We start from the raw sequence: 13304 nt of genomic DNA, 5'->3' as shown, positions 1-13304 counted from the left end.
GGAGGGGTGTGACGATGCAGCAGCGCCGCACACCGGGTGGTCAGCGTCCCGCCCGCCGGCCCGGCCAGTCCGGCCGGCCGGGCGGGGCCCGCGCCCGGGGGTCGCTCCGGGAGGTCGGCGTCCGCGCCGAGCCGAGGGGCGCCGCCGGTCGCGCTCCGGGCGTCGCCCGCGGCGCCGAGGGCGTACGTTCCGCGAACCGGCCCGCCGCCGCCCGGCGGACCGGTGCCGGCGGTCCGGTCAAACGCCTCTCCGCACCCCGTCCCCGACGCCTCACCGGGCGGGCCACCGTGCTGTTCGCGGTGCTCATCGCGCTCGCCCTGGCGTACACCTACCCGGTTCGGGTCTACCTGGACCAGCAGGCCGACATCCAGCGGATGGAGGCCGCCCAGGCGGCGCAGGAGAAGCTGATCGCCGACCTCTCCGAGGAGGCCGCCAAGTGGCAGGACAAGGCCTTCATCGAGGCCGAGGCGCGGGACCGGTTCTTCATGGGCCGGCCTGGCGAGAAGCTGGTGATCGTGCTCAACGACCCGGAGGGCGCGGCCCGGGACGCGGGTAAGGCCGGGCCGGGGGCCCCGGCCACGCCCGACCCCTGGTACGACACGCTCTGGTCGAGCGTGCGGGCGGCGAACGGCGAGCAGCCCGCCAAGTGAGCACCAGCCGCACCGAACGAAAGATGGGGATCGTGACTGTCGTACCACCGCAGCAGCCGGCGGCGGATTCCGTACCCCCGCCGAAGCGGGAACGAGCCACCGAGGCCGACCTGGCGGCGGTGGGCGCCCAGCTCGGACGCCCGCCCCGCGGCACGCGGGCGGTGGCTCACCGCTGCCCGTGCGGCCTGCCCGACGTGGTGGAGACGACACCCCGGCTGGCCGACGGCACCCCGTTTCCGACGCTGTTCTACCTCACCTGCCCCCGGGCGACCGCGGCGTGCAGCCGGCTGGAGTCGGCCGGGCTGATGAAGGAGATGGCCGATCGGCTGGCGGCCGACCCGGAGCTGGCGGCCCGGTACCGGGCCGCGCACGAGGACTATCTGGCCCGGCGTGAGGCGATCGGCCACGTGCCGGAGATCGACGGCATCTCCGCCGGCGGGATGCCGGGGCGGGTGAAGTGCCTGCACGTGCACCTGGGTCATGCGCTCGGCGCGGGGCCCGGGGTGAACCCGTTCGGCGACGAGACGCTGGCGTTGATCGAGCCCTGGTGGACGGCCGGACCCTGCGTGGACGTGCCGGCGGCGGAGTGAGCGCGGTGACCGACGAGATCGTGGTGCGGCGGGCCCGCACCGGGGACGTCCGGGGGATCCGCCGGCTGGTGGACACCTACACCGACGACCGTCGGCTGCTCAGCAAGGCCACTGTCACCCTTTACGAGGACGTGCAGGAGTTCCGCGTCGCCGTACGGGCCGACGACGGCACGGTGGTCGGCTGCGGCGCGCTGCACGTGATGTGGGAGGACCTCGCCGAGATCCGTACCGTGGCGGTCGACCCGTCGTACCGGGGGTTGAAGCTCGGGCATCGGATCGTCGGCGAGCTGATCGACTCGGCCCGCGAGCTGGGCGTCGCCCGGATCTTCGTGCTCACCTTCGAGACCCGTTTCTTCGGCTCGTTCGGCTTCACCGAGATCGACGGTGCTCCGGTGCCGCAGCCGGTCTACGAGCAGCTGCTGCGCTCGTACGACGAGGGTGTCGCGGAGTTCCTCGACCTGGAGCGGGTCAAGCCGAACACCCTCGGCAACACTCGTATGCTGCTGCGGCTCTGACCGCTGAGTGCGCGCCTCGCGCTCAGGACCGGCGCGGGCGCGCCGAGAAGAACTTCCAGATGAGTTCGGTGGCTTTCACCCCGGCGTCGGCGTCGGCGAGTTGCCCGCTGGTCGCTCCGGGCCACGAGTGGCCCATCCCGGGCAGCGTGTAGACGGTGACGTCGCTGCCGTCCGCGCAGCTGGCGTCCGTACGGGTGACTCCCGGCGCTCCGGTCGGGCCGGCCGGCGTCGGCCGGCAATCGAGCCGCCGCTGCCAGGTCTGCACGCCGCTGCGGAAGGCGTCGGCGTACCGGTCCTGACCGCCGATGAAAGTGATCACCGAGACGGGCTGCTTCGGCACGTAGTCGTCCTGCTCCGTCGGGGCACCGATGTAGCCGCCGCTGACCACGCCGATCGCGGCGAAGACACCTGCCGCCTCCACCGCGGCGCGGAAGCTCATGTCGCCGCCGTTCGAGATGCCGGTCAGGTAGACACGGTCGGGGTCGGCGCCCCAGTTGCTCACCAGATGCTCGGTCAGGGCGGTGAGGAAGCCGACGTCGTCGGCGGTGCCGCAGCAGATCAGCGCGTTGAAGCCCCCGGAGAGCCCGTCAGGGTACGCGACCAGGATGTTCTCCCGGGCGGCGATGGCGTCGAGGCCCACCATCTCCCGCATCGCGGCTCCGGTGCCCGGGTAGTGGTGCAGCGCGACGACGAGGGGGCTGGGCTTCGTCCGGTCGTACCCCGGCGGAGCGTGCAGGAGGTAGCTGCGCTCCTTTCCGCCGTGCGCGAGGGTCAGTCGATGTTCCCCGGGCGCCGGCTCCGCTGCCGCGCCGGCAGGCGAGGACTCCGGTGCGGCGGTGCCCCCGTTACACCCGGCCCCGGCCAACACCAGTCCCGCCGCTGCCACCACCGCCAGCAACCGTCGCATACCTGTCCCTTCGTCCCCCGTGTCGCAAACCCTCGGCTACCGACCGTTGGGCGGTCAACCCTTTCGGGCCTGCCCGAAGGCGGGCAGGCTGCTCGCATGCTTCGCCTCCGGCTCCGACCGGCGGACCTGCGCCGGATCCGTTTCGTCGACCGTCTGCATCCGGTCGGTACGGCATTGCTGGCCAGCCAGGCGTTGCGCGGTCCGGCGGTCGTCGGGAACGCCCCCGCGCCGGTGGACCGGGCCGTCGGTGCCGCCGGAGACGAGTTCCGGGCCGCCACTGCCGCGCTGCGGCACCTGCTGCCCGCTCGTGGCCGGCTGCCGGACTTCCTGACTCCGCTCGACGGCCTCGAATCGCTGGAGGCCGGCCTCGACGCGATCCGGTCGGCGCCGATCCAGCGGGTACGGGCGGACGTGAGGGCCGCGTACGCGGACCTGCCGGCCACCCCGCTGCGGCGGCGCTTCGCGGCGGCCGATCCGGAGGTGTTCGACCTGCTCGCCAACGCGACCCGCGCCTGGTTCGACGCGGTGCTCGCGCCGCACTGGGCGCAACTGACGCTCGCCCACCGGCACCAGGTCGACGCGGCCGCGCAGCGGTTCGCAGCCACCGGGCTGGACGGCCTGCTCGGCGGGCTTCATCCACTGATCCGGTGGCGGGCGCCGGTGCTCGACATCGAAACCTGGTGGAGTGGCGATCTGCCCGGTACCGGGAACGGTCTCATCCTGATGCCGTCGTCGCTGGCCGGCGCGCGGCCACGGGTGCTGGTCGAGCCGGACCGCCCGGTCCTGCTGGTCTATCCCGTCCCCACCGGCGCACCGCTGACCGGCGCACCGCTGACCGTCGCGTCGCAGGTTGATCCCCTCGCTCGGCTGCTCGGCCGCACCCGGGCCGCGGTCCTGCGGCGACTGGCCGAGCCGGGCGAACACACGACCACGGCGCTCGCTCAGGCGACCGGGATCAGTCTCGCGTCGGCTTCGGAGCACGCCACCGCCCTGCGGGCCGCGGGCCTGCTCAGCACGGTCCGGGTGGGTGGAACGGTGCGGCACCGGCTGACATCGCTGGGCATGCACCTGCTGGCCGCGTCGCCGGTCGGGTAAGGGCCCGTGACCACGGCCTCGGCGTGGAGGCTGCCGTAGGGTTGCGGGCGTGACGACGCGCGTGGCCGCCATCGACTGCGGAACCAACTCGATCCGGCTCCTGGTGGCCGACCTGCCCGACCCGGCCGCCGGGCCGGAGAGCCCGCTCACCGACCTCAGCCGGCGGATGGAGATCGTACGGCTCGGCCAGGACGTGGACCGCACCGGACGCCTGGCGCCCAAGGCGATCGAGCGGACCCGGGTCGCGTTGGTCGAGTACGCGGCCGAGATCGAGAAGCTCGGGGCCGATCGGGTGCGGATGTGCGCCACCTCGGCGAGCCGGGACGCCGAGAACGCCGACGAGTTCCGCGCCATGGTCGAGCGGACCCTCGGTGTCCTCCCCGAGGTGGTGAGCGGCGACGAGGAGGCACGCCTCTCCTTCACCGGCGCGGTGCGCGGGCTGCCCACCGACGCGAAGGCGCCGTTCCTGGTGGTGGACATCGGCGGCGGCTCCACGGAGTTCGTGGTCGGCACCCGCGAGGGCGGGGTGCAGGCGGCCGTGTCGATGGACATCGGCTGCGTCCGGATGACCGAGCGGCACCTGCACGGCGATCCGCCGAGCGGGGACGAGATCGCCGCCGCGCAGGCCGACATCGCGGTCGCCGTCGATCGGGCGCTGGAGGTCGTGCCCGGCCGCGAGGCGGCCACCCTGGTCGGGCTCGCCGGTTCGGTCACCACCGTGGTCGCGATCGCGCAGGGCCTTCAGGCGTACGACCCGGCCCGTATCCACCATGCCCGGGTGTCGTACGAGCAGGTCGCCGAGGTGACCGCCGACCTGCTCGGCAAGACGCGGGAGCAGCGGCTGGCGATCCCGGTGATGCACCCGGGCCGGGCCGACGTGATCGGTGCCGGCGCACTGGTGCTCAAGGTGATCATGGAGCGGGCCGGGATGCCGTCGGTGGTCGCGTCCGAGCACGACATCCTCGACGGCATCGCCTGGAGCCTCGCGCCGAGCGCCGGCTGACCGGTCGCCGGCGTCAGGTGGGGAAGCCGGTCGAGCGGCTGATCTCGGCCCACTCCTCGGCTTCCGCGTTGCGCTCGGCGCCACTGCGCAGCGCGGCCTCGACGGCGTCCGCGCCGAGCAGCAACCGCCGTGGCGGTGCATCGTGGCCGACGATGTCGACGATCACCGCCGCCGCCCGGGCGGGATCGCCGGGTTGCGCCCCGTCGGTCTCCCGCCGCAGTCGGTGCATCCTGCCGACGGAGTCCTGATAGTCCGCGCCGACGTCGTGCAGCCGCATGGAGGCGCCCTGCCAGTCGGTGCGGAACGCCCCCGGCTCCACGATGATCACCTTGACCCCGAAGGGCGCGGTCTCGTTCGCCAGTACTTCCGAGAAGCCCTCGACGGCGAACTTCGCGGCCTGGTAGGCCCCCAGACCGGGGCTGCCGCCGACCCGGCCGCCAACCGACGAGACCTGCACGAAGGTGCCGCTGCGTTGTTGACGTAGCACCGGCAGCGCCGCCCGCGTCACGTTGACCACGCCGAACAGGTTCGTCTCGATCTGCGCCCGGAAGTCCTCCTCCGGCATCTCCTCGATCGGCGCGCTGTTGGCGTAACCGGCGTTGTTGACCACCACGTCGAGCCGGCCGAACTGTTCGATCGCGAAGTCGACCGCCCGCCGGGCGGCCTCCAGGTTGGTGACGTCCAGCGCGAACGGCCGGACCTGGTCACCGTAGGTCTCGACCAGGCCGTCCAGCTGGGCCGGGGTGCGCGCGGTGGCCACCAGGTGGTCGCCGCTCTCCAACACGGCCCGGGCCAGGTGCAGACCGAGGCCTCGGGCGGCTCCCGTCACCAACCAGGTCCGGCGGGTGTCGCGTGCGTCCATCGTCGTCTCCTCGTCGACCGGGTTGCCCTCGCATCATGCGGAGGGATGCCTCCGATTATATGGAGGCATCCCTCCGGTTGTCCGGGCGGGCGGTGCGGATCACGGGTCGGGAGCGGTTTTCCCAGTTCTCCCGGTTTCGTGCCTACGTACCGGGGTCACGGCTCGCCACTAGTCTTTCGTTGACGGTACTACGTACAGCGAAGTAGTGTCCGAGGCGTGGACACCACGCAGTTGTTGAAGGGCGTGCTGGATCTCGCCGTGCTCGCCGTGCTCCGCCATGAGGACGGCTACGGCTACGACATCCTCCGCCGGCTCCGGGAGGCCGGCCTGGAGGAGGTGGGCGACGCGTCGGTCTACGGCACTCTGCGCCGGCTCTTCGCGGCCGGCCTGCTGACCACGTACGTCGTGCCGAGTGAATCCGGCCCGCACCGCAAGTACTACTCGCTGAACGCTGCCGGGCGCGACCAACTGGCCCGCTCCGGCAAGCTGTGGCGATCGTTCGCCACCACCATGGACGCACTGCTCGACGAACGGGGGGCGGCGGCATGACCGTCACGGAGCAGGAGATCGCGGAGTACGTCGGCCGGGTCCGGGCCGCACTGGCCGATCTGCCACCCACTGTGCGGGAGGAGTTGACCGAGGATCTGCCCGAGCACCTGACCGAGGTGGCCGCGGAGGCCGACGGTTCACTCTTCGACCGGCTCGGCGCGCCCGAGGCGTACGCGGCCGAGCTGCGGGCCGCCGCCGGTGCTCCCGTCCGAAAGGGACGGAACCTGGACCAGCGGGTGGCCGCCGTCGTGCGCCGCATCGGCGGTGGGCTGCACACCGTCGACGCCCGGCTGGGCCCACCGCTGGGATACCCGAGCGCGACTGAGTTCCTGCGACTGCTCCGGCCCGCCTGGTGGGTCCTGCGGGCCTACCTGGCCGCCATGCTGGTGACCGTCGTGACCACCGGCGGCTCGCTCGGACTCCTGCCGCGGTTCGGTGGCGAACTGCTCGCCGGCCTCGTGATGCTCATCGGATTCCTGCTCGCGTCGATCTGGCTGGGCCGCCGCTCCGCGCGGTTGCGTAGTTGGCGCCGCTGGGCCCTGCACGCCAGCAGCCTCGTCCTCGTCGTCTTCGGGCTGGCCGGGCTGGCCGACGCCGAGGAGCGGGCGGGCTACTACTCCTACGACCCGATCGCGGTCAACAACCCGTACGAACAGATCCGGGACGTCTTCGTCTACGACAGCGAGGGGCACCTGGTGCAGAACGCCCGGCTCTTCGACCAGAACGGCAACCCGATCCGGCTCGGCTACCCGGACTGTCTCGACGAGCAGGACCCGTACCACGCCAACCCGCTGCTGCGCCCGTACCCGTACTGCCCGGCGCAGGCGCCCTTCGCGCCACGGGCACCGGTCGGACCCTCGGCGGCACCGGTCCTTCCGCCGCTGTCCGGCCCGTCCGCGACGGCCACCCCGGAGCCGACCGCCACCCCTTCGGCGACGGCCACCCCGGGGCCGACCGCCAGTACCGATCCGGGTGCGACGGCGACCGTGACGCCCACTCCTGGCGCCACCGGTTGAGCCCCGCCGGAACCCCTGGTCACCGCCGACCCGGTGACCAGGAGTTCCGGCGTTTGCCACGAGGCTGTGAATTCGCTGTGAAAGCTGAGAAATAACTGAACGGATGAGGTTCGAGGGGCGACGGACGACGTTCTTGATCGCTAGCGTGTCGTCTGCTCATTCACCCCCCGGAAGGAACCCCCGTGTCAGAGCAGGTCGCACCGCCCCCCTCGGCCAACCCTGAGCAGCCTCACCCGGCGCAGCAGGCCCAGCCGGCCGAGCAGGCGCCACCCCCGGCAGGGCAGGTGCCGCCCTCGGCCGCACCGGAGGCGAAGAAGTCCGGCGGCAAGAAGGCGCTCGGCATCATCGGCGCGATCGTCGTGTTCGTGGTCATCGCAGGGCTCAAGTTCGGCGTCGCCACCGCGATCAGGAACGTCTTCGACAAGGACGCCACGGCCGAGGCGAAGGTCGGCGACTGCATCGCCGAGCTGCCCGAGGTCCTCGGCACGGAGGAGGAGGAGGTCGACGACGCCAAGATCGTCGACTGCACCTCGACCGAGGCCGCGTACAACGTGGTCGGTCGGGTGGACGGGCAGACCGAGGCACAGGCGCAGGCCGGCACCGCCTGCGAGCCGTTCTTCAAGGAGGGTCAGGACGGCTACCTCTTCTACAGCATCGAGCCGGGGAAGAAGGGCTACCTGCTCTGCCTGACCGAGAAGGCCTGATCGCCTCGGGCCTGCCGGGGTCACCCGACGCAGGCCCCCGACGGCGGCGCGAGTGTTCGCGCCGCCGTCGGCGTCTCTCGAGCCGGCGACAGGCGAACAGGAGGTGAATACCACTGTTCCGCCGTCTTCCCGGCGCGGTCGCGGCATGGCAGGCTACCGGCACTGGGCGACCAGCCAACGATGACTGACCGCTAGGAGGACGTCCGATGGGCGAAATGGTGAGGTACCGCAGCCAGGGCGCGGGCGAGGGCTACCTCGCGATACCCTCCGGCGGTGCGGCCAGCCCCGCGGTCATCGTCATCCAGGACTGGTGGGGCCTCGTGCCCCACGTGCGGGCGGTCGTGGACCGGTTCGCCGAGGCCGGATTCGTCGCCCTCGCGCCGGATTTCCGGCACGGGGAGCCGGCCAGCAAGCCCAGTGAGCCGAGGCAGATGTTGAACAGCGTGCAGATGGACGAGGCGGCGGCGGACATCGCGACCGCGGCCGACTACCTCGCCGGTCGTATCGAGGTCACCGGCAAGGTCGGTTGCGCCGGTTTCTGCGCCGGAGCCAGCCTGGCCCTGTGGGCGGCCACCCGATCGGAGCGGATCGTCGCCACGGCGGCCTTCTACCCGCGGCTTCCCTGGGAGGGGATGCGCACCGAGTGGGCCGACTACGCCGGTAAGGCGGCGATCATCCACTGCTCCGAAGCGGACGGCACCTCCGCCGACGAGGGCGTGCGGACCGCGCGCCGGGCCATCGAGACCGCCGGTGGCACCTGCCAGACGTACGACTACCCGGGCACCGCGCACGCGTTCTTCAACGAGGACCGGCCGGAGAACTACGACCAGCGCGCCGCCGCGACCGCCTGGGCCCGCACCCTCGAACTCTTCCGGGGCAAGCTTGGTTGAGCCCCGTACCCGCGAGGAGGTGGTCGGCCGCGCCGCCCGGGCGACCGACCTCGGTGATCTCGACGCGGCCGTGAGTGACTGCTTCGCCTGTCCACGCCTGGTCGACTGGCGCGAGGAGGTGGCCCGCACCCGTCGCGCGGCGTTCCGCGACCAACGGTACTGGGGCCGCCCGGTACCCGGCTTCGGCGCACCCGACGCCCGGATCGCCATTCTCGGCCTCGCCCCCGCCGCGCACGGCGGCAATCGGACCGGTCGGATCTTCACCGGTGACCGCTCCGGAGACGTCCTCTTCGCGGCACTGCACCGTGCGGGACTGGCGAACCAGCCGACCAGCGTCGCCATCGACGACGGGCTCACCCTGCGCGACACGCGGATCTTCTCGGCGGTGCGCTGCGCACCACCGGACAACAAGCCGACCCCGCAGGAGCGGGACAACTGCGCGCCCTGGCTGCATCGCGAGGTGACACTGATCCGCCCCACGCTGCGTGTCGTGGTCGCGCTGGGTGCGTTCGCCTGGGCAGCGTGGTGGCCGACGCTGCGCCAGGTGTACGGCCTCCGTCCGCCCAGCCCGCGACCGGCCTTCACGCATGGGGCACACTGGTCCGGCACGGCCGTACCGGATCTGCTCGGCTGCTACCACGTCAGCCAGCAGAACACCTTCACGGGACGGCTGACACCAGGAATGCTGGACGATGTGTTCGCCCGGGCGAAGCAGCTGGCCGGAGTGGACTGAAACCTGCGTGGGGCGGTGGCGATGACGGACGGCGGGCGTCAGCCCACGTCGTACGCTCCGGGCGACGAGACTCCGGCGCGTACCGGTCTCGACCTGGTGCGTCGTTGGTGGCCGGTGGTCGCGGTGGCCCTGCTGCTGGGCGTGGCCGCGATGGCGGCCGGGCACTCGTCGATCGGAGCGAGCCGGATCCCGCCGGCCGTCGAGGAGATCCCGTTCCTCCCCGAGTACCCGTCGGCACAGCCGTCCATCCCGGTCGAGCCCCGCGACACCGGCCAGGCCGACGGGCGGGAGATCCCGAAGTGGGTCGTCACCGTGGCGATCGTCCTGGGCGGTCTGGCCGTGGCGGCCGCGCTCGGCTACCTGTTCTGGGTGCTGCTCCGCGGGGCACTGCGCCGGCGTACCCGCGCGTTGCCGCAGCAGCGGAACCGACGCACCGCCCAGGGCGCCACCCAGGACGTGGTGGCCGCAGTCGACGCCGGCCTCGTCGAACTCGACGACCAGGCCGTCGACCCGAGGGTCGCGGTGATCGCCTGCTGGGTGCGGCTGGAGGAAGCCGCAGCCGCGGCCGGCGTACCCCGGCTGGCCGGCGACACCTCGACGGATCTGGTGCTGCGCCTGCTGCGCGGTGACCCGTCGGCCGGTGTGCCGGCGATCGCCAGCGCCGACGTGCTGGCCGAGTTCGCCCACGTCTACCGGGAGGCGCGGTACGCGACCCGCCCGGTCGACGAAAGCACCCGCGACCAGGCCCGCGCGGCGCTGCGACGGCTGCGCGGCGAACTCACCACGACCGCGCAGAGCGGTGCCGCCACATGAGCGGTAGCGCGAGCATCGACGACCTGCTCACCTTCGAGGAGGAGCGACCCCGGCAGGACGAGCGGAGCGGGCGTAGCCGTCTGGGTGGGGTGCTGCGCCTGTTGACCGGTGTCGCCTCGGTGGTCGTCGTGGTGATCGTCGGTCTACGCGCGGTCGGCATGCAGGTCTCGCTGCTGATCCTGATCGCGGGCGTGCTCGCCCTCTTCCTCGTACGCCGGATCGTGGCCGCGCTCGCTCCCGGTCCGCTTCCACCCCCGCCCCGGCGCCCGGTGACCCGGGCGGACGACGGCACCTGGAACTGGACCGCCCAGGACGCGCTGCGCAGAGCGATCAACGGCTGGGAGTGGCCGCTGGAGTGGACGAACACCCGGCCCGAGCGGTTCACCGGGGTGATCCTGCCCCGCCTCGGCGAGTTGGCCGACGAGCGGCTACGCCTGCGGCACGGCGTCACCCGCGAGTCGGATCCGGCCCGAGCCCGTGACCTACTGGGTGAGCGGCTCTGGCTGTTCCTGGAGACCTCCCCCCGCCGCACACCGTCGCCGCGCGACGTCGCGGCGATCGTCGCCGAACTGGAGAAGATCTGATGAACGACGTGGACCGGAGCATGCCTGCCGCCGAGGTCGGCCGCCTGGCCAGGGCGGTGCTGGACGCGGTCGGCTCGGTCGTGGTCGGCAAGCGGGACGCGCTGGAGCTGGTCCTCGCGGGGATCCTGGCCGGCGGGCACGTCCTGTTGGAGGACCTGCCCGGGCTCGGCAAGACGCTCACGGCGCGTTCGTTCGCACAGGCGCTCGGGCTGGATTTCCGCCGGCTCCAGTTCACACCGGACCTGCTTCCCGCCGACGTCACCGGGTCGTTCCTCTACGACCAACGCAGCGGTGACTTCTCCTTCCGGGCCGGACCGGTCTTCACCAACCTGCTGCTCGCCGACGAGATCAACCGGACGCCGCCGAAGACCCAGTCGGCGCTGCTCGAGGCGATGCAGGAGAAGCAGGTCTCGGTGGAAGGTGTCACCTACCGGCTGGACGAGCCGTTCCACGTCCTGGCCACCGCCAACCCGGTCGAGTACGAGGGCACCTACCCGCTGCCCGAGGCGCAGCTCGACCGCTTCCTGCTGCGTGTCTCGTTCGGCTATCCCGACCACGAGGAGGAGTGGGAGGTGCTGCGCCGGCGGATGGCCCGCCGCCGGGAGGAGGCCGAGATCAAGCCGGTGGTGGACGCGGCGACGCTGCGGGCCATGCAGTCCGCGCTGGAGGATGTCGTGGTCGAGGACTCGATCGGGCGGTACATCGTGGCGCTCACCGCGGCCACCCGTGAGCACCCGTCGGTCCTGGTCGGCGCGTCACCGCGGGGGTCGCTGGCGCTGTTGCTGCTCTCCCGGGTGCGGGCCGTGTTCGCCGGGCGCGACTACGTGGTACCGGAGGATGTCAAGGAGGTGGCCGCTCCGGCGCTGGCGCACCGGATCACGCTCCGACCGGAGATGTGGCTGCGTCGGGTCGATCCGTCCTTCGTGGTCGGTGAGGTGCTGGAGGGTACCCCCGCACCGGCCAGCGGCGCCCTGCCCAGCTACGCGGCCGGCGGGCCCACGCGCTGATGGCCCGGGCGAGCGTGCCGGACCAGCAGCCGGCGGCGACCGGCTGGGCGCCCACCCGGGCGCTCGGCCGCGCGGTGCTGCTCACCGGCCTGCTGTTGGTGGCCGGGGTGGTGCTCGGCCGGATCGACCTGATCGTGCTGGCCGCTCCCTTCGCTCTCGGCACCGCGTACGCGCTGCGCCGCCGGCCCGCCGCGCTGCCCCAGGTGTGGGTGGAGACCGACGACGGCCACGTGGTCGAGGGCAGCGAACTGGTCGCGGCGGTCACCGTCGGCAACCCCGACCCGGTCGACTACGAGATCGCGGTGATCCGGAGCCGGGTCTCACCCTGGCTGCGGATCGATCGGGCTGGGTTCGCCAGCGGTGCCCGGGCCGAGGGGCGTGCCGTGCTGGACCGTCCGTTCGTCACGGCGGTGCCGACCTTGGCGGCGGTCGACCTGGAGCTGGCCGGCACCGCGCTGCGCTGGGGTCGGCACCCGATCGGTCCGGCGGGGGCGCGCGTCGCCGCGGCCGGCGGGCTGCTCATCTCCCGGGCGGTGGTCACCGAACCGGTGCAGGTGAAGGTCTACCCGAAGACCGAGCCGTTCGAGGCGGTGGAGGCGATGCCCCGGGCCGCGGGTCTGGTCGGCGCGCACCATTCCCGGCGTCCCGGTGAGGGCGGTGAGCTTGCCGGGGTACGGATCTTCGCGCCGGGGGACCGGCTGCGCCGGATCGACTGGCGGGTGTCGCTACGGGCGCGACAGCTGCACGTGGCGGCCACCCTCTCCGACCGGGACGCCGAGGTGGTGGTGCTGCTCGACGTGCTCGCCGAGGCGGGCCGCTCGGGTGGCGTCGACGGCGCGGCGTCCGTACTGGACACCACGGTGCGGGCGTCGGCCGCCATCGCCGAGCACTACCTGCACCGCGGTGACCGGGTGTCCCTGCTGGAGTACGGCCCGGCCGCGCGGCGGCTACGCCCCGCCACCGGTCGCCGCCAGTACCTGACCGTGCTGGAATGGTTGCTCGACGTGCACGTCGACATCGGCGGCGCAGCCGAACCGTACGACCAGGTCTTCGGCCCGCAGTTGCTCTCCGCGGACGCGCTCGTCGTGGTGTTGACTCCGCTGCTGGACGAGCGGTCGGCGCAGATGTTGGCCCGGTTGACCCGTTCCGGCCGGTTCGTGGTGGCGGTGGACACCCTGCCCGCCGACCTGGCGCCGCCGAAGGACCGGGGCTGGGCGGAGGTGGCGTACCGGCTGTGGCGGCTGGACCGGGACACGATGATCGCCCAGCTGCGCGAGCACGGCGTGCCGGTGGTGCGGTGGGCCGGGGCGGGCAGCCTGGATCAGGTGCTGCGCGACGTGGCCCGGCTCGCCACCGCACCTCGGGTGGGCGGCCGGTGAGCGCGGG

Annotated in this window: 16 protein-coding genes; 14 read left to right on the top strand and 2 right to left on the bottom strand. The window is 72.8% G+C overall.

The window, feature by feature from the left end:
* The first annotated feature begins 14 nt into the window (after positions 1-14).
* Genes AB0F98_RS21085 through AB0F98_RS21075 form a run of 3 tightly spaced genes read left to right on the top strand, consistent with a single transcriptional unit; the run spans position 15 to position 1755 of the window.
* Positions 15-650 (top strand): septum formation initiator family protein, encoded by a 636-nt coding sequence (locus tag AB0F98_RS21085; protein ID WP_357737990.1) that lies wholly within the window; start codon positions 15-17, stop codon positions 648-650.
* Between the two features lie 32 nt (positions 651-682).
* Entirely contained in the window at positions 683-1240 is a 558-nt protein-coding gene (locus tag AB0F98_RS21080) for a DUF501 domain-containing protein (protein WP_357737747.1), read from the top strand.
* On the top strand, positions 1237-1755 hold the full coding sequence (locus tag AB0F98_RS21075) for an amino-acid N-acetyltransferase (RefSeq protein WP_357737988.1): 519 nt from the start codon (positions 1237-1239) through the stop codon (positions 1753-1755). Before AB0F98_RS21080 ends, AB0F98_RS21075 begins: the two co-directional genes overlap by 4 nt.
* 22 nt (positions 1756-1777) lie before the next feature.
* Here the strand turns inward: AB0F98_RS21075 and AB0F98_RS21070 are convergent, their stop codons facing one another.
* On the bottom strand, positions 1778-2662 hold the full coding sequence (locus tag AB0F98_RS21070) for a PHB depolymerase family esterase (protein WP_357737745.1): 885 nt from the start codon (positions 2660-2662) through the stop codon (positions 1778-1780).
* 96 nt (positions 2663-2758) lie between these two features.
* Here AB0F98_RS21070 and AB0F98_RS21065 point away from each other — a divergent pair, with 96 nt between their 5' ends.
* Complete coding sequence (locus AB0F98_RS21065; protein WP_357737743.1) at positions 2759-3757, top strand: winged helix-turn-helix domain-containing protein; 999 nt, start codon at positions 2759-2761, stop codon at positions 3755-3757.
* A gap of 61 nt (positions 3758-3818) precedes the next feature.
* The gene (locus AB0F98_RS21060) at positions 3819-4760 is read left to right on the top strand and encodes a Ppx/GppA phosphatase family protein (RefSeq protein WP_357737986.1); all 942 of its coding nucleotides are present in this window, start codon (positions 3819-3821) and stop codon (positions 4758-4760) included.
* Positions 4761-4773: 13 nt separating this feature from the next.
* On the opposite strand, the gene AB0F98_RS21055 is transcribed toward AB0F98_RS21060, so the two are convergent.
* The gene (locus tag AB0F98_RS21055) at positions 4774-5622 is read right to left on the bottom strand and encodes an SDR family NAD(P)-dependent oxidoreductase (RefSeq protein ID WP_357737741.1); all 849 of its coding nucleotides are present in this window, start codon (positions 5620-5622) and stop codon (positions 4774-4776) included.
* 216 nt (positions 5623-5838) lie between these two features.
* Between AB0F98_RS21055 and AB0F98_RS21050 the strand changes: the two genes are divergently transcribed.
* The 9 genes from AB0F98_RS21050 to AB0F98_RS21010 all read left to right on the top strand — a co-directional run bounded on the left by AB0F98_RS21050 (position 5839) and on the right by AB0F98_RS21010 (position 13297).
* Entirely contained in the window at positions 5839-6171 is a 333-nt protein-coding gene (locus AB0F98_RS21050; RefSeq protein WP_357737739.1) for a PadR family transcriptional regulator, read from the top strand.
* Positions 6168-7187 (top strand): hypothetical protein, encoded by a 1020-nt coding sequence (locus tag AB0F98_RS21045; protein WP_357737737.1) that lies wholly within the window; start codon positions 6168-6170, stop codon positions 7185-7187. Before AB0F98_RS21050 ends, AB0F98_RS21045 begins: the two co-directional genes overlap by 4 nt.
* A gap of 182 nt (positions 7188-7369) precedes the next feature.
* Positions 7370-7891, top strand: a complete 522-nt coding sequence (locus AB0F98_RS21040) for a hypothetical protein (RefSeq protein ID WP_357737736.1) — start codon at positions 7370-7372, stop codon at positions 7889-7891.
* 206 nt (positions 7892-8097) lie between these two features.
* Positions 8098-8781, top strand: a complete 684-nt coding sequence (locus AB0F98_RS21035; RefSeq protein ID WP_357737734.1) for a dienelactone hydrolase family protein — start codon at positions 8098-8100, stop codon at positions 8779-8781.
* A 19-nt stretch (positions 8782-8800) separates the two neighbouring features.
* Positions 8801-9514, top strand: coding sequence for a uracil-DNA glycosylase (locus AB0F98_RS21030; protein ID WP_357737984.1), 714 nt, complete (start codon positions 8801-8803; stop codon positions 9512-9514).
* Between the two features lie 21 nt (positions 9515-9535).
* On the top strand, positions 9536-10327 hold the full coding sequence (locus tag AB0F98_RS21025) for a DUF4129 domain-containing protein (RefSeq protein ID WP_357737732.1): 792 nt from the start codon (positions 9536-9538) through the stop codon (positions 10325-10327).
* Positions 10324-10911 carry a hypothetical protein gene (locus AB0F98_RS21020; protein WP_357737730.1) on the top strand — a complete coding sequence of 196 codons (588 nt, stop codon included), beginning with the start codon at positions 10324-10326 and terminating at the stop codon, positions 10909-10911. Before AB0F98_RS21025 ends, AB0F98_RS21020 begins: the two co-directional genes overlap by 4 nt.
* Positions 10911-11918: a MoxR family ATPase gene (locus AB0F98_RS21015; protein ID WP_357737728.1), complete on the top strand. Its 1008-nt coding sequence runs from the start codon at positions 10911-10913 to the stop codon at positions 11916-11918. The genes AB0F98_RS21020 and AB0F98_RS21015 overlap by 1 nt, the downstream gene beginning before the upstream one ends.
* The gene (locus AB0F98_RS21010) at positions 11918-13297 is read left to right on the top strand and encodes a DUF58 domain-containing protein (protein ID WP_357737726.1); all 1380 of its coding nucleotides are present in this window, start codon (positions 11918-11920) and stop codon (positions 13295-13297) included. Before AB0F98_RS21015 ends, AB0F98_RS21010 begins: the two co-directional genes overlap by 1 nt.
* The last annotated feature ends 7 nt before the right edge of the window (positions 13298-13304 follow it).

The organism is Micromonospora sp. NPDC023737 (assembly GCF_040639715.1).
Classification (GTDB): domain Bacteria; phylum Actinomycetota; class Actinomycetes; order Mycobacteriales; family Micromonosporaceae; genus Micromonospora.
Note: the sequence above shows the minus strand (reverse complement) of the source record. Positions and strands in the feature narration are given on the sequence as shown.

Excerpts from the sequence above, each read along its gene's own strand:
- AB0F98_RS21025 (WP_357737732.1), top strand. The coding sequence starts at position 9,536 with ATGACGGACGGCGGGCGTCAGCCCACGTCGTACGCTCCGGGCGACGAG.
- AB0F98_RS21035 (WP_357737734.1), top strand. The coding sequence starts at position 8,098 with ATGGGCGAAATGGTGAGGTACCGCAGCCAGGGCGCGGGCGAGGGCTAC.
- AB0F98_RS21070 (WP_357737745.1), bottom strand. The coding sequence starts at position 2,662 with ATGCGACGGTTGCTGGCGGTGGTGGCAGCGGCGGGACTGGTGTTGGCC.
- AB0F98_RS21085 (WP_357737990.1), top strand. The coding sequence starts at position 15 with ATGCAGCAGCGCCGCACACCGGGTGGTCAGCGTCCCGCCCGCCGGCCC.
- AB0F98_RS21055 (WP_357737741.1), bottom strand. The coding sequence starts at position 5,622 with ATGGACGCACGCGACACCCGCCGGACCTGGTTGGTGACGGGAGCCGCC.
- AB0F98_RS21065 (WP_357737743.1), top strand. The coding sequence starts at position 2,759 with ATGCTTCGCCTCCGGCTCCGACCGGCGGACCTGCGCCGGATCCGTTTC.
- AB0F98_RS21010 (WP_357737726.1), top strand. The coding sequence starts at position 11,918 with ATGGCCCGGGCGAGCGTGCCGGACCAGCAGCCGGCGGCGACCGGCTGG.
- AB0F98_RS21020 (WP_357737730.1), top strand. The coding sequence starts at position 10,324 with ATGAGCGGTAGCGCGAGCATCGACGACCTGCTCACCTTCGAGGAGGAG.
- AB0F98_RS21015 (WP_357737728.1), top strand. The coding sequence starts at position 10,911 with ATGAACGACGTGGACCGGAGCATGCCTGCCGCCGAGGTCGGCCGCCTG.
- AB0F98_RS21045 (WP_357737737.1), top strand. The coding sequence starts at position 6,168 with ATGACCGTCACGGAGCAGGAGATCGCGGAGTACGTCGGCCGGGTCCGG.